This is a genomic window from Moritella sp. (assembly GCF_013215705.1).
In the GTDB taxonomy this organism is placed as follows: Bacteria; Pseudomonadota; Gammaproteobacteria; order Enterobacterales; family Moritellaceae; genus Moritella.
In genome coordinates this window covers 26,815-44,947 of the sequence record NZ_JABSQR010000040.1, presented here as the reverse complement: position 1 = coordinate 44,947, position 18,133 = coordinate 26,815, and the positions used below count along the sequence as shown (strand labels likewise).

The window sequence follows — 18,133 nt, the reverse complement described above, 5'->3', positions numbered from 1 at the left end:
CTTTACCTTTATTTCAGCGTTGACACTGGTCAAAACGCTTGACGTTATATAGCCTAAGGTAATTAACCCGCAGCATGTTATTAATGATTTCAATTTCATTCCCCATCAAAGAAACCAGTAACTAGGGCGAAGTAATAAACAACGATCCTTGTTGTCTCATTTATATCTACACCCAAGCTATATCAGCTTGAAATAACTTGGGTATACATTTCTCATTAGTATGTCTTTGTATGCTTATACGAAGCAATTATTTTATAAAAAACCATGCCTAGCAAGTATCGATATCTAACACTCCATAACTAATAAGTATGAGAGTAAGCCTAAACCAAGCATTAAATAACGACACCAGGCATAATCTTGGTATAATTAGTGCTTAAGATTATTTATTAATATATTTGACAGGTAACGACGTAAAAATGACACAAAGGAATACCCATGCGTTTTAAATTATGCAGCATTATATTGCTCGCTTTAACCCCAATGAGCAGTTTTGCAAACGGTTGGCTATTTGGCATGCATAATGACGTTATCTCAGATGAGGATGGTAACTATACCAATGCAGTTTTCATTAACTACACTGCAGAAGCACCAGCTTTAAATAATCAATTTTGGCAAGCATTAACGGCCTTTGATCCTAACGCACTTAAATATGCAGTGAATTATCAATTCGGTCAGCAAATGTGGACACCCAGTGATATATCAGCCATTACGCCCCAAACTGATGAGCGCCCATACGCTGGTCTGTTGTTTGGTGAAGCAAGTGTATTAGGTTACAGCGCCGTGAGTTCTTATCGTCTGTCATTGTTAGTGGGCGGTGTCGGTGAACAATCAAGAGCAGGTGACACCCAAAAATTCATTCATGATGCGATTGATGCCACCACACCACAAGGTTGGGACTATCAAATTGAAGATGAGATTGTTTACCAAGTCACAACAGAGGCAGATCAACTTGTCGGCCGACCTCTTATGCTCATTGGTGAATCGGATCTGTCAATTTATCAACGCTTAGCTGTCGGTAACTTTCAAAGTGAAGTGGCCTTTGGTTCGACGGTACGTTGGGGCGCTAATTTAGGGGTTAATTATAATAATCTCAGCTTACACCCACACCGATTGCAAGGCATGTTACTGGCGCCAAATAGCTCAGGTATCATGCTTTATGCGACAGCAGAAATTCGTTATCGTTTTAATGATATAACCATTGAAGGTAAGACCCCCGTTGAAGTGCCCGACATCACCTTAAAAAACATACAAGCGACGGCTGCCGCTGGCTTACTTGCTTACTATCAAAATGTAGGCATCAAGTTTAGCGTCGTTGCAATGAGTCCGGACTATGAAGAAGACCCACACAAAGAATATATAGTAGGCAGTCTGGGATTATTCTGGCAGTTTTAATAGATCCCCATCACAAAATGGTTGAAATATGCCCGTTTGTTAAAATAGCCAAAAGTAGTTATCCGTTACTAATTAGCCGTGTTAGTATGCCCGCAAATTAGTCACCTTTCTGCTTTAAGATACATTTAACATGCATGATTCTTCATTAACATATACTCGCCGCCCTAAAGGCACCCTTGCAATGTGCAGCTTGTATGCCTTTACTGGCGCAGCGATTACCGCATCAGTAATATTCTCACTGCTACTCTTTTTATCTATTCACGATAAATTACTTATGCAAATTTTGTTCGGAAGTTTAGCCGTCATTTTTGAACTGGGTAAATTCTTTGCTTGGTACGAATTTGGTGAGCGCATTGCACGTAAAGCATTCCATGCCGCAGTTGTAGCGCTAGGTTTCTACTGTATCCTTGCTATTATTTCGATAGGCGGCAGTATCGGTGGTATTAACAGTGCTACCAATGTAGCACAACAGTATGTTGATCAACGCGATAACAAGGTAAATGCCATTACTCTGCAAATATCAGCGCTCGACGATGAAATTGCGCTTAATAACAAAGCCGCAGATAAATACCTCGAATTAAAAATGATTTCACTTGGTGTGACTCGGATCCAAAAAGAAAATCAAATTCTCCGAGAAAAACAAACACAACTTAGAATTGAGCGTGATAGCGTTCCGGTCTCTGAAAAAGGTTCGGTTATCAGTTTGATCGCAAGCCTGGCGAAAATCCTTAATACCACAACAGAAAATGCACAATCATGGTTAGTGATCTTCTTATCGGTATTACTTGATATTTTTGCTGCTTTCTTTGTTGGTTTAATCGGTGAAGAACTGCGTTTCCGTCATTCAATTAGCCGTAAAAAAGAACAAGAAAAAGCGGATAAAGCTGAACATTTACGTCTTTTAGCAACACAGAGCTATATTGAAATTGAAGCGCCGGCTCAATTAGAAGATCAATCCTTATTAATTGAAAAGCAAATGTCAGCAAGGTCTTCAGCTATTTTACAAGCAACACAAGAACAAGACTTGAAATGCTCTAAAAAATACATCGCTGAAATACTAAAGTTGAGCATGGACGAAGTCGATCAGGCTTTCGAAGAATTTCTATACTTCGGTATTGTTGAGAGAAAACGTAATAATCATTTACGTTGGATAAGACAAGCAAACGTAGCTTAACGCCTCGACTTTGTTCGATAAAACCAACCCAGTGATGATAACAGCTGCTGTGTTGGTTTTATTTTTAGTCAAACATATACTTCAATATCAACACTTCCCGTCATACTACCCTGTTATTAAAAAGCTTAAGCGATATGAATCTCGACAGGCTTGCTAAAAGCTGTATTAATATTTTTATCCTTGATAACATAGCACGGCATAGAAGCGCACCTCCTTATTATCGATTTATGAGTTAGTCCGAATGATAAAACAACAATTACATATTGCCCTCGTTGAAGATGAAATCAATATCGCAGAAAATTATCGTGATGCCTTACAACGAATCGGCTACCGGGTTTCACTCTTTCATAATCGCCAGGACGCACTAGCGGCCTTTACCCTTGCATTGCCTGATATGGCTATTATTGATGTCGGTTTGCAGGGTGAATACGAAGGAGGCTTTGATCTATGCCGTACATTACGCCAACTTTCAGAAACCCTACCGATTATATTTTTAACCGCGCGCAACAGTGAACTAGACGAGATTTCAGCGTTACGTCTTGGCGCTGATGATTACTTAACAAAAGACGTCAGTATTCATCAAGTTTTAGCGCGTGTTGCGGCGCTTTTCCGCCGGGTCCGAGCGTTAAAAAAACCGCCGTCAGTAGACGAACAAGTCATTACTCATGGTTCATTGCGGATCAATATCGAGCGTATTGAGACTTACTGGCTAGATCAGCCCGTCATGCTCACGTTAACTGAGTTTTGGATTGTACATACCCTTGCTAAGTACCCTGGTCAGGTTAAAAGTCGAGACCAACTCATGGATGCCGCACATGTGGTACTCGATAACAATACCATCACCACACACATCAAACGCATACGTAAAAAATTCAGTTACATAGATGCCGATTTCAACGCTATTAAAACAGCTTACGGGATGGGTTATCGCTGGGTTATTGAGTGAAAATTCGCTTCAGCTTAAAGACACAACTCCTACTTGTTGCCAGTCTAATGTTATTACTGCCTTGGGCTGGTTGTCAGAGTGTCAGTATTTTAGAAACCAGTTTACGCCAAAGCCACAGCCAGTTACTTGATGTGCAAATGACCGCTGCAACACAACAGCTTAAACACACATTAAACCAGTCACCACATTCCATTTTTCATACTCACCAAGGTAACTATTACGCCCCGCTCACTGACAGTAAAATGTTATTGGACGGATTTGACGGTGAAGAAAGTGATTGGAAAAATATCACCACACCTTGGTTTCAACTTAACAACTATGATCACGTGGCCAATTTATCGGCAGAAGCAAAGCCAGCCACAACAGTCAAATTTAGGTTAGCTGCAAATAATAGATTACTCTATATCTTTATACAGACATCAGCGCTGACACCGCATTATTATAATCCAATGCAACCACAGCGAGCTGCAGATCAGCTTAATATCCGCAGTATCAATAATACTGGTCTGGTTTCACATTGGCAGATTAACCCCCAAGGCTCTGGTCGTGTAGAAATACGCAACACGAGTCAAACAATGACAACGCGTAGAGATGCTGGTACCTGGTTATGGCGCGATGGCCACTACAATATAGAAATTGCAATCCCAATTGACTTAGCAAGCAATGCGATTGGCTTTGATCTCATACTTAATGACAGCCAAATAAATCAACATTTTAAATCTAAGCCGACGACGACTTACGAACGCAGTCTAGTGCGTGAAGAATTGGATTTAAACCACCAACTCGCTAATTATTTACAACCCGGACTAAGTTTGTATTTGCTCAATAGTCAATATTGGCTGGTTGGGCAACAAAATGCAGATCAGCTGATGAATGACTCAGATGATAATAGTAATAGTGACCAAACAGGTCCATCCTGGCTCACCAATGCAATCTACAACAGATTATTTACCTCCAACTCATTACCTTATTGGCGAGAACCTACCAGCCTAGGCCGCTGGATATCTCCACCGCAATTAGAACAAACAACTTGGTACCAAGACTCGCCGATTAATAAACAACTGCATAGTAAAGTCATTATCGCTAATGGCCAACAATTCTATTTGGTTGCTGTACAAGATTCACGACAAAGTTTACTGTCTGCCAGCAAAGCGTTAAACCAATTATTAATATTACTGTTTACTATCATCGCCGTGATTGTGACCGGCTTATTTGCATTTGCATCGTCTTTGTCTTGGCGTATTGTTCGAATGAAGAAGAACTACCGCGCAGCAATCGATAGCGACGGTAAGATAATGGCGGTGCCAGCCGCCAGCAGACTGCCTGATGAATTGGGTGATTTATCCCGAGTGATGCAACAACTGACGATTAATCAAGGTAAGTACACTGACTATCTGGCTACTTTGGCTGATAAACTTTCTCACGAATTGAAAACACCAGTTGCCGTGATTCGTACATCGCTCGAAAACCTTGAATTATCGGACTTAGACCCGGAAGCAACAAAATACCTCACACGGGCAATGCAAGGTACAAATCGCCTAAGCCAAACATTAAACGCACTCAGTGAAGCCAATAAATTAGAACAAAGCTTTGAATATGCACAGTGGCAAGTGGTCCCGTTTGACGATATGTTAGAAGAGGTAACCGAAGCTTACCGACAAATTTACAGCCATCATCAATTTCAATTTGAATACGACCATAATGATGATTACACGATAAATTTAGCCCCAGAACTTATCGTCCAATTACTCGATAAGCTCATCAGTAATGCCGTTGATTATGCGCCAGTAGGTCAACCGATTCGTTTTAAGCTAAATAAGATCAACACGCAACTACAACTCTCGGTCGAAAACCAAGGACCGCACTTTAGCAGTGATAATATCCCCCAGCTGTTTGACTCTATGGTCTCCAATCGCCAACAATCAGATACTCCACATCTTGGCTTAGGTTTACATATCGTCAAGTTAATCAGTGATTTCCATCATGGAAACATAAAAGCAAGAAACTTGCCGGGTGATAAAGGGGTTATATTTGAACTATTATTACCAATAGACAAGTAATCTCAGAGGAGGTGTGCAATGTTGATACGGCCTATCGCAAAACGTAATGGCGTAACGGTGACTATTGTTGCTGCCCTGTTCATTTTCAGCAGTATCATATCGTTGTTAACAACATCTGCAGACTCAGACAATTCCCTTTATTTTCCTCTGTCAGCAGGGGCGCTTATGATCGGTATATGCTTGTTAATTGTTGGGATCGTGAAAATTAATGACGTATATTACCGTTTCTCACTGACCAAAGAAGGACTGCATTATTTCACCTCACGAGATGGTTTTACTATCCTCTGGCAAGATATACAACGCATCGATATACCAAAGATAAATGACGGATTAGCGTTAAAAGAATTACCTTACATCGGTATCCGCCTCAAACAGCGAGAGCACCTTATCAATAGCGCTTCGTTACCCACTTTATCTCATATGTTATTAGAGCAAAGAGCCCTTATCATGCTCACTGATCCAAGTTCGAGCCTGTACGGAAATGCCGATAATATGCTTTATCCAGACGTAAAAGTAACCCACAATTATCACGGACTACAGGCCATGTTTATTAACCGAATGCAGTATCTCCACAATACGCTTGGTTATGATATTTACTTCCCAAACGATGATCTCGATCGTGCACCAGCAGAATTTGTTCAACTATTACGCGAGTTTAAATCAAATTGTGCTAGATCATTATAAATAGTAATAATTATCAATTAGAGTTGCATTTAGCATAATTATATGGATAATACGAACTATTCTCATTAAGACATAGTCTATTATAAAAAATAAAAAGGATTTGTTGTGAAAAAATCTGCTCTCTGCTTTGCCATCTCTTCAGCATTACTTACTGCTTCGTTTGCATCACATGCTGTAAACGTAAAAGTGCTTGATAAAACACTTTCTCCTGCTGCAAACTTTCTTGCATATACAGAATTTGAATTATCAGGTGAACCTCTTGCTGAAGCTCTTGGTTTAGACCTTGATGTTTTAGATCCTAACCAAGTTGATCAACCGACTGCATTCGATTACGCAGCAGGTATTGAAAGCTACGAGTATTCTGAAGAAGCTATGTACGCGTTAAACTACCAATCAACTATGGGTCCTCACCTAGTTAATGGTCCAGTTAACCAAGCACGTGGTGGTTCTCTTGCTGACTTAGGTAAACGCTTCATCTCACTTGCAGGCGCAGTTGGCTTCCCAAGTGAAGAAATCCCATTAAACATGTACCCTATTTCTGTACCATACGTTTCAGGTAGCCCTGAATTTGCAGGTAAAGTAGATACAACGAAAGTTAATGGCGAAGAGTTAGAAGTATTATCTGCAACAGGTAAAGCAGCGGTACACAACACAGTAATTCCAGCTTACTTCCGTGACTACAAAACGTTAGCATGGGACAACGCAAGTTTTGATAAAGCCTTAAATCCAGGCGCAATCGGTAGCATCTTCCTTAAAGAAGTAATGTGGTCACAAGATTTCCTAGGTGGCATGCACGTTACAACGACAGATGAAGAAGTTGAAGCAACATCAAGCACAATGGATCAAGACGGTAAACACAGTCTTGGTGTATCTGCTGCCGATGGTTTCAATGGCATGATCTTAACTGAAATGTCAATAGACAAACTACTTATCCTGCAACAGCAACTGGGCTTTGACGGTAAGAACCTAGGTGTTAAATTCGGTCCTGACTACGATGCATCTAAAAACCCAATCTGGTTTGCACACAAAGTAGCAGTTAAAGAAACACAAAAGAACAACGTAAATAACATCGGTAAATTAACAGTTACAGATGGTTCATCATCACTACGTGATACGTGGATGTTATTATGGCCTGTAAGTGAATTCTATGCATTTACTGACCAACGCACAGCGAATACTGCACAAAATCCAGCGTTTAAAGCTGTATTTGATGGCAAACCATTTGCTGCCGCACCAAAACAAAATATCGATGGTAAAACAAACAACAATGTAGCTGCTGACGATGCATTCTCTCTTGCAAGCAACATTGCTAACCTATCGTTCCAAAATTTAGCAAATCTACACTTCAATAAGAAAGCTGGTACGTTTGTAACGAAATACGACGGCAAGCAAAATGCGCAAGTTGAAACGTTTGACGCGGCATACAGCATCGTAGCACTATCTATTTACCAACGTTCACAAGATGCACTACCTGTTGGTTATGCAGCAGCAGACGGTGGTGATGTTGACTTAGCAACACCTCAAGGTAAACAAGCTCTTGGTTTAATCAAAGCGCAAGCAGATTACATCGTTAATACACTAGTCGCTAAAAACGGTCTAGTATACGATGGCGCTACAGTTGGTAAATCAGTAGATAAAAACCAATCTCTTGATGCACAATTCGCTGCAATCCGTGGTTTAGTTTCTGCTTATCTTGCGACACAAGATGATACTTACAAGCAAGCAGCACGTTCTATCTTCCTCGCGGTAGAGAAAAACATGTTTGATGCAGAGCTAGGTACATGGGCACAAACACCAGGTAAAGCAACAATTCACACACCGTTAACGGCTGCAGCAATCTCTGGTGGTTTACGTGAAACTATGCTTCACCTTTCAAATGAAGAAGGCGAACATGTTCCTGCACTAGAACTACAACACTTAACAGAGCGTTACACTGCTTGGTTCAAGAAAGTAGTTAATGGTGGTCAACAATTATCAGAATGGGTTGGTGATTCAGGTGAAAACTTACTGAAAAACAATTCAACTACCGATTCAGATAATGATGGCGTACAACAAGTAACAGCTGCTGGCGGTAAATACGGTACAGCACAAACGATGGCAGCAAAAGTGTCGGTTAGTGCAAACTAGTCTCACTCTTTTGGCAATGAAAAGCCATCTCGTAGCACACTTGTTAATTAACGTGTATTGATTAATGAAAGTGTTGCGAAACTAAAATAAAAGTTGCAAAAAGGGATGAGGATTAACTCAGCCCTTTTTGCGTTTTCATTACGTCGATATGAATAAGGTTTTATCATGTCAGCTCAAATAGCAACCCCAACCGGTGATAACATCTGGTCACGTTTACAGTCTCATTTTAAACGTTTCGCTTTCCATCATAAGAAAGCCGAAGCGATATTATATTTGATGTTCCTGTCAGGACTTTTACTGTGGCCATTTATCACTATTCCATGGCAAGTGGAACGTACCGTACTACTCATGCATATGCTTGCAGGTATCAGTATCTTCCCTGTTTTTGTTGGTAGTTTCTGGCTGTCTCACCGAAATCTTATTCAAAATAGTAAAAAGAAATTCTTACGCCAAACCGGTACCATTATCGAATATTTGCTCATTGTTTGTACTCTTACCGGCGTCTACCTTACTTTTTGGGGTAACACGGGTAATAACTTCAGTATACTCATGCAAGATATCCACTTTTACAGCTCATGGCTGCTTGCCCCGCTTGTTCTTCGTCACGCTTGGCGCTGGACTGTAATCAAATTCTTTAGGAAGTCTTAATATTATGTTTGCCAGTTTTTTAATCACTTTTCGTGAAGGACTTGAAGCCTTCCTACTCGTTGGCATTATACTTTCTTATTTAGCAAAGCTTGGCCAATCAAAACACAACAAACTTATCTATCTGGGTGTTGCACTTGGTTTAATTGCCTCATTAATTGTCGCTTTCATTTTCCAGTTCGTGGTCGATCAGTTCGACTCGCATGAATACCGTAATTTATTAATGGCGGGTATTTTAGGCTTTGCGACCTTGGTACTCACCTACATGGCCATTTGGATGCAACGCCAAGCCAAAACCCAAGTCTCTAACATGCAACAGAACATTCGCGAAATATTAACGACAGGCAATGTCTTTGGTTTAATCTTTTTGGCTTTCCTTGCGGTCATGCGCGAAGGCTTTGAAACCGTGCTATTTTTCTCCGCGTTGATGTATTCAGGCCAAGGCGATTTCTCACTACAAGATGGGTTAATCGGTGCAGGCGCAGGTTTAATCGCATCGCTGATATTAGTTATCGTACTGATGCGTGGTACCCGTAAAGTACCACTACAAGCATTCTTTAAATGGACCAGCTTGCTGATTATCATTATTGCCGCAGGCCTATTGTCTTCGGCAAGTAACATGCTACAAAGCGCAGACGTGTTACCGGTATTCCAGACTGCCGTGTTTGATATTAGTCATGTCCTTGATGATCAAGGCGTATTCGGTACTTTCTTACGTGCTTTATTTGGTTATAATTCATCACCAAATTTATTACCGCTTGTTATTTGGTTCGTTTATTTAGCGATATTCACCGTGTTTTGGCACCGAGGATACCAAGTGCCAACTAAAACAGCCGCAACTTAGTATTAAAGCAAACGCTAAATAATATATACATAGTCGGTGGTATAAACAAAGACAGCTGTTGCAAGCATGAATGCCTGCGCAAGCCCACGATAAGTTTATTCTACCGACTTAAGAACACTAAAAAAATTAAAAAATTGAGTTGATAATGTCGAAACAAATTGTAATTTTAGGCGCTGGTCCTGCTGGGCTAATGGCCGCATGGGAATTTAATCAAGCTGGTTACCAAGTCACTATCCTAGAACGTGAAGAGTTTGTTGGTGGCATGTGCGCAACGCAAACCTTCCAAGGTGAAAAAGGTGAATACCGTTTTGATTATGGCGGCCATCGCTTTATTACTAAAAATCCGAAACTATTACAGTTTATCGATGACTTAATGACTGACGATCTGCTGTATGCAGAGCGTACTAGTGTGATCCGTTTTAAAGGGCGTACCTACAACTACCCGCTTGCGATTGGTAACTTATTACGTAATGCGCCGATAAGTTTATTAGCCGGAGCGGCCATTGATCTGGTTTTCAAATTACCCTTCCAAAAACGCCCAAGTGAACAAAGCACCAGTAACTTTGCCGAATGGATTGAAACCCGTTTTGGCACCACACTATACAAAAACTTCTTTGAAGGTTACACCGGTAAACTATGGGGTATCGACCCGCGTCAATTATCAGCCGACTGGGCATCACAACGTATTAGCTTATTAGATTTAAAAGATGTTGCTCGACGTTTAATCCCAACACGTGGCGCAACACCGCGTACTTACGCTAAAAAATACCGCTATCCAAAACTCGGCTTTGGCCAAATGTACACAAAACTTGCAGAAAGACTGCAAGAACAAGGTGTAACGATTGTTCGAGGCGCTAATATCACCGCTCTGAATCAAGGTAAGAATTGTATTGATGCCGTCACATATGAACTTAACGGTGAGACAAACTCAATTAGCTGTGATCACGTTGTCGGTACTATTCCTTTACCAGTGGTTTGTACTTTAACAGGATTTGATTCTGGCCTAACTTATCGCTCGCTACGCTTTTTCAACATGCCGATGGCCACAGAAAACGTGTCACAAAATACCTGGCAGTATCTGTCTGACCCAGAGTTAATTGGTACGCGTTTGCAAGAACCGCGTCGCCGTTCACCATTTATGGCACCCAAAGGACAAACATCAGTGATGATCGAAATCCCGTGTAACAAAGGTGATGACGTTTGGCACATGGACAACAACAAACTATTAAAACGCGTAAAACAAGATCTTAATCATCTCGGAGTGCCAGATGTAAGTACCGGTGAATTCTTTACCACTTACACCGAATACGCTTATCCAATGATGGACGTGAGTTATAACGCTAAACGTGAACGTGCAATCACTCATCTTAACCAATTTGGCAACTTGGTTATGACTGGTCGCCAAGGTACTTTCCGTTACATCTTCACCGATACCGCGATGGAAATGGGCCTGATGGCAGCAGAAGGTATCATTAAGGGTGAAGATAATCGTCGCCAGATCTTTGACCACCGTAACGAAAAAACCGTGATTGAAGTGCAAAGCATTATGGATGATAAGAAAACGCCAGAGGTAACAAATGTCGCTTAAACCTATTATACAATTGACCCAAATAGACACTAAAAAAGCAGCGAAGAAAACGGCTATTAACAGAAACTTAGCATCACTGTTATTCAGTTTTTTCGTATTATTATTTAGTGCGCAAAGCTTTGCTTATTCTTATGCCGCAGCAGGTAAAGAACCATTAATTGAAGGTCGAGAAGCCTTGTTAAAAGCATTATCGGCAAGTGATTATAGTGCAGTGCAAACTGCCTATGATTCGATGCAGAAAGAATTCGTGTATTTTAACGAGCACCATGGGCTCGCTGTCGATAAACAAATGCAAACCGCGATCACGAATAAAGATCAACAAGGTGTGGCCAGAGCACTAACCACCACGATAAAAGCAGAAGTCATGCGTCGTCTTGAAGGTGCAGAGCAAAACATCAATGAATATCAAGTAGCTAAAGTGCTGGTCGTCAAAAGTAAGTTATTCATTGATTTACTTGCTGCTGATTTAACTGCCGACAATCGCCAAAAAGCCGATATAGCCATTCGCGGCGCCCTTGCATCAATCGGTAACCCGGGGGTATTTGGTGTGGGTCAAAAACCTGCAGATTTAACGCGCTACATTGAATACCGCACTAACTTACAAGTTGCATTACAATTTACATTGCCTGATGCACCAACCAAATAATAAACCTTGGCGCGCTGGTTTAATAATTAGTATTGGCTTAATAGCCTGCATTGCAGGCTATTTTGGTTTACTCAATTATTATAGTTTTGATATTAGCAGTGATGATGCGCTTTATTTTCAGCGTGCCTTGAGCCATTTTTCAGTATTAGAATTTAGCCCTCACTTTCCTGGTTACCCTGGTTTTGTTTGGTTAGAACGACTTATCCACGTAATAAATTCACATCCCAACAGCAATGTAATACTCAGTTTCCTTTCGGCAATTACGCTTACAATAAGTGTTTTTATGTATTGCTACCAACGTATGAAAATAAAGTCATTTGCATTATTCGCAGTACTGCTGTTTTTACTGCAAGGCAACATTGCCGAATTGGCCTTAAACGGTTTATCAGACGCTTCCGCACTGTGGTTCTTTAGCTTATATTTATTATTAACCCGTTTTCATCTACCGCTTGGCTCAGGCCCTTTATTAAAGACTAAATTACACCGTGTATTACAGTCTCTTTTACCAAGACAAACATTCTCCGCGATTATTAGCGGGTTATTATTAGCGGCATGTTTAGCAACTCGACCTTCTTATTTACCCTTAGTCGCCTGTGCAATGTTGTTAGAACTATTTTATCACCGTCAACGTAGACAAGGTTATCAACGCCTTGGCTGGCAGATATTCAGCATTACCCTGGTAGGGGTCATATGTGCGTTCTACGTGTTCATGCAAGACGGCTGGGCCTATATTGAAGAAGGACAGCGATTCACCCAAGGTCACTTTACGATTTGGGGTAATACCACCAGTACCACAGATTCGCGATTGAGCCAGTGGTTGACTACATTAACCAATACCTATTCCACGCTCGGGGTTATATTATTAACCTCGATATTAGCCATTGGTTTATATCTACCAAGAACCCGTGGATTAAGTATTTTGGTGTGCTGTTGGTTTGCCTGGATCATCCGAGGCCAGAATCCAGAAAATATTCGTCACTTAGCCGTTTTCAGTTTATTGTTACCGATTATCTGCGCGCAACTCATTGAACACGTTTACCAAACTCAGCGTATGCGCCCTGCTCTATACATATTGAGTTGTATCTTACTCGTGACACTGGGTTATCACAGTATCAAACAATTCACCCAACAAAGAAATGCCCCTGTATTACAAGCGACTCAGTTCTTTAAAACAATGGACAAGCAGCAAATGATTATCAGTAATTATAACATTGATAATTTACGGAATAACCTGCCACAACATGTGATTTTAGACCGACATTATCAAAGCAGCAGTAATTACCAAGCGCAGCAACAAGGATATTGGCGACTGAGTAGTAATAGGTTAAATAACGAAAGCATAGTTAAGCAATTTAAAGGCCGATTTCTTGGCGAGCGAAGTTTATACTTATATTACTTTGATCCTAATCATTTAAACATAACCGCAAATATTGCACTATCACGTCAAACCGATATAATGATAACCATTCTTAATCGTAATGCCTATTTCCCTACCAAGATGCTGTAATCTATGAACATACATTTTCTGCCTAAATTAATATGCGCCTTGTTATTGTTAGCAAGCAACTCACTTTACGCCAGTACTGATTTTTCGAATACAAAAAGTAACAGTTTACTACTATCAACAGATGGAACTCAGTTTATTAGTGCCAATATGGATGCAGGCAGCGTCAGTATTATTAACGTTGAAACTGGTGAACTCTTAAAAGAGCAAGCATTGGGTAAAGACTTACGCCGTCTTGCATTAGACCCGATTAACAATCAGTTATTAGTCAGTGATTATCTTGCAGATCAACTTTACCTCATTGATGCTAAAAGCCTTAAACTAATTAAAACAATCAAAACAGGCTATCGCCCTTTTGGTATCGTTTATGATGAGCATAACAAACAATACTACGTCACATTGTTTGAAGCTAAACAGCTAATAACCGTTTCAACAGATGGTGAAATAACCGCAACAACACAAACAGCAGATACACCACGTGGTCTTGCATTAGCTGACGATGGTCGTTTGTTTGTGACCCATAGCATGACTGGCCAAGTATCCATTTATGATACCCGACAGCCAAAATTGAAATTAAACAAAATCATCCAACTTGTTGATACGCCAGTACATTCATCTCGTGCAACACCGCAAGGTAAACCACGGGTATTAGATAATATTGCGATTTCTCCCGATGGCACACAAGCTTGGCTACCCCATGTATTGTGGTCGTTTACACAAGACTTCCAGTTTCAATCAACCGTCTTCCCAACTATTTCGCTACTTGACCTCACCCCAGGTAAAGAAAAAGAAATGGTTGATAAACGTAAACAGTTATTTAAACAAATCAACATCATTGAGAACAACAATACCACGCGTATTGTGTCTAACCCGCATGACGTGACATTCCGTGAAGACGGTAAAAAAGTATTTATAACCCTATCAGGATCAGAAGATCTGCTCGTGTTTGATTTATCTCGTCAAGGTAAAATAGGTAAAAAATCAAAACGCCATCGCCGTACCAAATTACAAGGCGGCGTAAAAGCGACGCAAATTTACCGTCATATACCCGGTACGAATCCCCGTAGCATGATTGAGAAAGACGGTACACTCTATGTCCAAAATGCCATGTCTCACGACTTAGTGAGTTTTGATGTGAGTGGTCAAGGCCCTTTTGCTAAAGTTAAATTGGCTAACGCGCAATTCGCCAAATTAATTAGTCACGATCCAATCGCGCCTGAACTGCGTTTAGGTAAAACGCTCTTCAATCTTGCAAACAGCAATAAGTTTGAAAACTCAGCCATGGCTGGTGATTTCTGGATGAGCTGTAATTCTTGTCATGTTGACGGGTTTAACTTCACCAACAAATACTTGTTAGCTGACGGTACTAAAGACGTTAAAGTCAATGCAATGACAGGTCATATAGGCTTAGCAACCATGATCGCTGGCGATCCTATCGAAGCCTATATCGATATGATCCAAAAAACGCAAGGTGGTATGGGAACAGACCCTAAGAAACCAGAACTACCAACAGTTGATCCTAAAGCACCGTCTGCAGAGATCGTACGCTTAATGTCAGCATTAAATATGTACGTAACCACGAAAGAAAATTTACCCTATCTATCAACCTGGTTACGCTTTGATGACGAACGTAAGTTCACTCATAAATCAGAATGGTTAAATTCAGCCAGTTGTGAATCGTGCCATAGTACGCTCTATAAACAGTGGGCAGACTCTAACCATGGAATGCACATGGATAGCCCTTATTATCGCTTCCAAGAAAACTTAGCCGCAGAATCAGAAGGTGAACCATTTAGAAACTTATGCCGAGGCTGTCATGCCCCACAAACGATTCTAAATAACAATACCGCGCCATTGACTCATCTTAATAGCATGTATGAAAAAGAAGGGCAGAGCCTACGTGATGCACTAAGAGAAGGTCTCCCCGTTGATGAAACTGGCACCAGCTGTGTGTTCTGTCATCGAATCACCAAAGCGGAAGATGCAGGCGGTAATACCGACCTCACCGTAAACTTAAAAGACCGCGCTGAATACTTGTTTGAATTTTCGAGTAACCCCGCATTAAAATTCATTGCTGAAGCTCAAATAAATGCATCACCGCAACAGCACAAAGACAGCTATTCAAACCCTGAACTGTACAAAAGCTCTTTGTATTGCGCGACCTGTCATAATGAATTCACCCCTGGGCAAGGTGCCAATGTGAATAACAACTATGGCGAATGGCAAGCCTCTAAATTTAATTCACCAGACAACCCAGAGCAGAACAAAACCTGTATAGATTGTCACATGCGCTTAGACATGACAGATTTTGATAAAAAAGTACCGGGTCAAGCAACCGATAATGGGCCAATTAAACCAAACTTGATTGCACATAACTTTATTGGTGGTAACTACTACTTCTCTGATATGCGTTCGAAAGAACACGGTAAACTCAGTCGTGATATCTTACGTAACGCCCTACTACTCGACGTGGAAACCAGCGAAGATGGCCGCAGTATTGATGTCAAAGTCACCAACCATAATACCGGCCACAAAATGCCAGGTGGCGCACGTCGTCAAGTATGGATTGATCTTGTGGTAACGGATAGCAAAGGCGAAAAGCGTTTAGTGAGTGGTCAGTTAAACGATGGTTACTTACCAAAAGACAGCCGTGTGTTTGCTAAGAAATCCGGTTACATGCATGGTGAACCAGTTGGTCTTAAATTCTGGCGCGTAGAGAAGATTCTATCAGATACCCGTATATCTCCTGATGAAACTCGTGTTGAATCATTCGAACTACCAGCAGGGATAAGTTACCCAATCACTGTAGTCGCTAAAATAAACTACCGTTCATTCTCTAAGCCACTGACAAGTAAGGTTCAAGCAGCCTTCCCTGAGCAAAACATTCCTTTTGCTGATGTGATTGAGATAAATAAAATGACTAAAGTTTTCCAACAACAATAGACAATACACCTTCGTTCAGCCGTAATAGATGCTAAGTCTATTGCGGCATAAATCGATTCACCTATCATCTAATAAAAATACGATACGTTTCGTTCATAAAATGATAGTACTGAACAGCACAGTACCAATCAATTTCTCACGCATAGTAATGAACCGTTACCTATATTGACTAAATAGTTCGCCATTTTGATAATTACGCATAAGCTTATAGGTACCTTTGTTAATAAAGTACTTTTTATGCACTCATATATCGCTAAACAACCAATCCTAAATAGCACCCGTAACATCGTCGCCTATGAGCTGTTATATCGTGATAGTTTAGAGAATACCTTCCCAATCATAAATGCCGAAATCGCAACAGAACGGTTGGTTCACGAGCACTTATTGAGTTCTAATATTAATAAACTCGTTGATAACAAGCCCTACTTTATCAATTTTACAGAGCAAAGTATTCTCGATGGCTTGCCTCATAAACTCATCAATAAACCAATTGTGATTGAAGTACTCGAGGACGTACCGCCAACGGTGGCTATATTTAAAGCGTTAAAGCAATTAAAAAATATGGGATTTACCATTGCATTGGATGATTTTATTTATTCAGAAGATTGGCTACCGTTTTTTGACATTGTTGATATTATCAAATTCGATATTACCCTGACTTCATTTAAAGAAATTAAAACATTAAAACCATTATTAGCGAAACATGAGATAAGTATATTAATAGAAAAGATAGAAACTGAGAGCCAATTTGAACAAGCTAAGAATCTGCAAAGCACATATTTTCAAGGTTATTTATTCTCTGAACCAGAGATAGTATTAAATGAAATTAATACTATCCAAAGTATACAACCAACACAGATAATAAGCGCTACATAATACGCTCATCATCGAGGACGGTTAGCCATGCTAGAATAATAACGACAGAATAGAACTAAGCGCTTGCGTTGCCATTCATGAAATGCTTACGGCACAAGGATACGTAGAGCTCATTGCCACCAATCTCAACTTGCTCGCCTTCTCTTAATACCACCCCAGTTTCACTCACTCGTGCATTCATGTGCGCTTTATTACCACACCAGCAAATGGTTTTAAGTTCTTCAACTTTATCAGCCAGACACATCAAATGGTACGAGCCTTCAAACATCTCTAATTTAAAATCTGTTTTTAAGCCATAAACAATCACAGGGATGTGAAGTTGGTCAACAACATTGGCTAATTGATAAACCTGTTCTCGCGTTAGAAATTGACCTTCATCAATGATAAATACATCGATTTTTTTATTTTCTAATCGGATAGAAACAGTGGTAAATAAATTGGTATCTTTCTCAAACACTTCAACTTCTAGTTTTAAGCCAACACGCGCACCAATAACACCCTTGCCATAACGACTATCACACTCAGGTGTCATCGCTAATGGGTACATACCACGTTCAATATAATTAAAGTGAGCTTGGATTAATTGTGTTGATTTACCCGAATTCATAGCTGCAAATTTGAAATGCAAAGATGCCATTTTATACCCTCAAAAAAAAACGCCTGTATCAACAGGCGTATATAATTACTAATCATTAACACTGTTC

Annotated in this window: 14 protein-coding genes; 13 read left to right on the top strand and 1 reads right to left on the bottom strand. The window is 40.4% G+C overall.

Annotated elements, in window-relative coordinates:
* The first annotated feature begins 435 nt into the window (after positions 1 to 435).
* The 13 genes from HRT96_RS20510 to HRT96_RS20450 all read left to right on the top strand — a co-directional run bounded on the left by HRT96_RS20510 (position 436) and on the right by HRT96_RS20450 (position 17,429).
* Complete coding sequence (locus HRT96_RS20510; RefSeq protein WP_293160311.1) at positions 436 to 1,392, top strand: lipid A deacylase LpxR family protein; 957 nt, start codon at positions 436 to 438, stop codon at positions 1,390 to 1,392.
* A gap of 130 nt (positions 1,393 to 1,522) precedes the next feature.
* Positions 1,523 to 2,566: a Preprotein translocase subunit SecY gene (locus HRT96_RS20505; protein ID WP_293160309.1), complete on the top strand. Its 1,044-nt coding sequence runs from the start codon at positions 1,523 to 1,525 to the stop codon at positions 2,564 to 2,566.
* Positions 2,567 to 2,807: 241 nt separating this feature from the next.
* Complete coding sequence (gene pdsR, locus HRT96_RS20500) at positions 2,808 to 3,512, top strand: proteobacterial dedicated sortase system response regulator (protein ID WP_293160307.1); 705 nt, start codon at positions 2,808 to 2,810, stop codon at positions 3,510 to 3,512.
* On the top strand, positions 3,509 to 5,572 hold the full coding sequence (locus HRT96_RS20495; protein WP_293160305.1) for an ATP-binding protein: 2,064 nt from the start codon (positions 3,509 to 3,511) through the stop codon (positions 5,570 to 5,572). Before pdsR ends, HRT96_RS20495 begins: the two co-directional genes overlap by 4 nt.
* An 18-nt stretch (positions 5,573 to 5,590) precedes the next feature.
* The gene (locus tag HRT96_RS20490; RefSeq protein WP_293160303.1) at positions 5,591 to 6,256 is read left to right on the top strand and encodes a DUF2982 domain-containing protein; all 666 of its coding nucleotides are present in this window, start codon (positions 5,591 to 5,593) and stop codon (positions 6,254 to 6,256) included.
* 105 nt (positions 6,257 to 6,361) lie between these two features.
* Positions 6,362 to 8,383, top strand: coding sequence for a hypothetical protein (locus HRT96_RS20485; protein WP_293160301.1), 2,022 nt, complete (start codon positions 6,362 to 6,364; stop codon positions 8,381 to 8,383).
* 165 nt (positions 8,384 to 8,548) lie between these two features.
* On the top strand, positions 8,549 to 9,031 hold the full coding sequence (locus tag HRT96_RS20480) for a hypothetical protein (protein WP_293160299.1): 483 nt from the start codon (positions 8,549 to 8,551) through the stop codon (positions 9,029 to 9,031).
* Between the two features lie 4 nt (positions 9,032 to 9,035).
* Positions 9,036 to 9,872: an FTR1 family protein gene (locus HRT96_RS20475; RefSeq protein WP_293160297.1), complete on the top strand. Its 837-nt coding sequence runs from the start codon at positions 9,036 to 9,038 to the stop codon at positions 9,870 to 9,872.
* Between the two features lie 145 nt (positions 9,873 to 10,017).
* Positions 10,018 to 11,460 carry an FAD-dependent oxidoreductase gene (locus HRT96_RS20470; RefSeq protein WP_293160295.1) on the top strand — a complete coding sequence of 481 codons (1,443 nt, stop codon included), beginning with the start codon at positions 10,018 to 10,020 and terminating at the stop codon, positions 11,458 to 11,460.
* Positions 11,450 to 12,106 carry a hypothetical protein gene (locus tag HRT96_RS20465; RefSeq protein ID WP_293160292.1) on the top strand — a complete coding sequence of 219 codons (657 nt, stop codon included), beginning with the start codon at positions 11,450 to 11,452 and terminating at the stop codon, positions 12,104 to 12,106. Before HRT96_RS20470 ends, HRT96_RS20465 begins: the two co-directional genes overlap by 11 nt.
* The gene (locus HRT96_RS20460; protein WP_293160290.1) at positions 12,090 to 13,613 is read left to right on the top strand and encodes a hypothetical protein; all 1,524 of its coding nucleotides are present in this window, start codon (positions 12,090 to 12,092) and stop codon (positions 13,611 to 13,613) included. The genes HRT96_RS20465 and HRT96_RS20460 overlap by 17 nt, the downstream gene beginning before the upstream one ends.
* Before the next feature lie 3 nt (positions 13,614 to 13,616).
* Complete coding sequence (locus HRT96_RS20455) at positions 13,617 to 16,553, top strand: multiheme c-type cytochrome (protein ID WP_293160288.1); 2,937 nt, start codon at positions 13,617 to 13,619, stop codon at positions 16,551 to 16,553.
* Between the two features lie 237 nt (positions 16,554 to 16,790).
* A complete protein-coding gene (locus HRT96_RS20450; RefSeq protein WP_293160286.1) occupies positions 16,791 to 17,429 on the top strand; it encodes an EAL domain-containing protein in 639 nt (212 codons plus the stop codon).
* A 55-nt stretch (positions 17,430 to 17,484) separates the two neighbouring features.
* Here HRT96_RS20450 and HRT96_RS20445 read toward each other — a convergent pair whose 3' ends face one another.
* Positions 17,485 to 18,066 carry a thymidine kinase gene (locus tag HRT96_RS20445; protein WP_293160284.1) on the bottom strand — a complete coding sequence of 194 codons (582 nt, stop codon included), beginning with the start codon at positions 18,064 to 18,066 and terminating at the stop codon, positions 17,485 to 17,487.
* Positions 18,067 to 18,133: the final 67 nt, after the last annotated feature.

Coding starts and splice junctions, on each gene's coding strand:
- HRT96_RS20490 (WP_293160303.1), top strand. CDS start 5,591: ATGTTGATACGGCCTATCGCAAAACGTAATGGCGTAACGGTGACTATT.
- HRT96_RS20470 (WP_293160295.1), top strand. CDS start 10,018: ATGTCGAAACAAATTGTAATTTTAGGCGCTGGTCCTGCTGGGCTAATG.
- HRT96_RS20460 (WP_293160290.1), top strand. CDS start 12,090: ATGCACCAACCAAATAATAAACCTTGGCGCGCTGGTTTAATAATTAGT.
- HRT96_RS20505 (WP_293160309.1), top strand. CDS start 1,523: ATGCATGATTCTTCATTAACATATACTCGCCGCCCTAAAGGCACCCTT.
- HRT96_RS20450 (WP_293160286.1), top strand. CDS start 16,791: ATGCACTCATATATCGCTAAACAACCAATCCTAAATAGCACCCGTAAC.
- HRT96_RS20510 (WP_293160311.1), top strand. CDS start 436: ATGCGTTTTAAATTATGCAGCATTATATTGCTCGCTTTAACCCCAATG.
- HRT96_RS20465 (WP_293160292.1), top strand. CDS start 11,450: ATGTCGCTTAAACCTATTATACAATTGACCCAAATAGACACTAAAAAA.
- pdsR (WP_293160307.1), top strand. CDS start 2,808: ATGATAAAACAACAATTACATATTGCCCTCGTTGAAGATGAAATCAAT.
- HRT96_RS20475 (WP_293160297.1), top strand. CDS start 9,036: ATGTTTGCCAGTTTTTTAATCACTTTTCGTGAAGGACTTGAAGCCTTC.
- HRT96_RS20445 (WP_293160284.1), bottom strand. CDS start 18,066: ATGGCATCTTTGCATTTCAAATTTGCAGCTATGAATTCGGGTAAATCA.
- HRT96_RS20455 (WP_293160288.1), top strand. CDS start 13,617: ATGAACATACATTTTCTGCCTAAATTAATATGCGCCTTGTTATTGTTA.
- HRT96_RS20480 (WP_293160299.1), top strand. CDS start 8,549: ATGTCAGCTCAAATAGCAACCCCAACCGGTGATAACATCTGGTCACGT.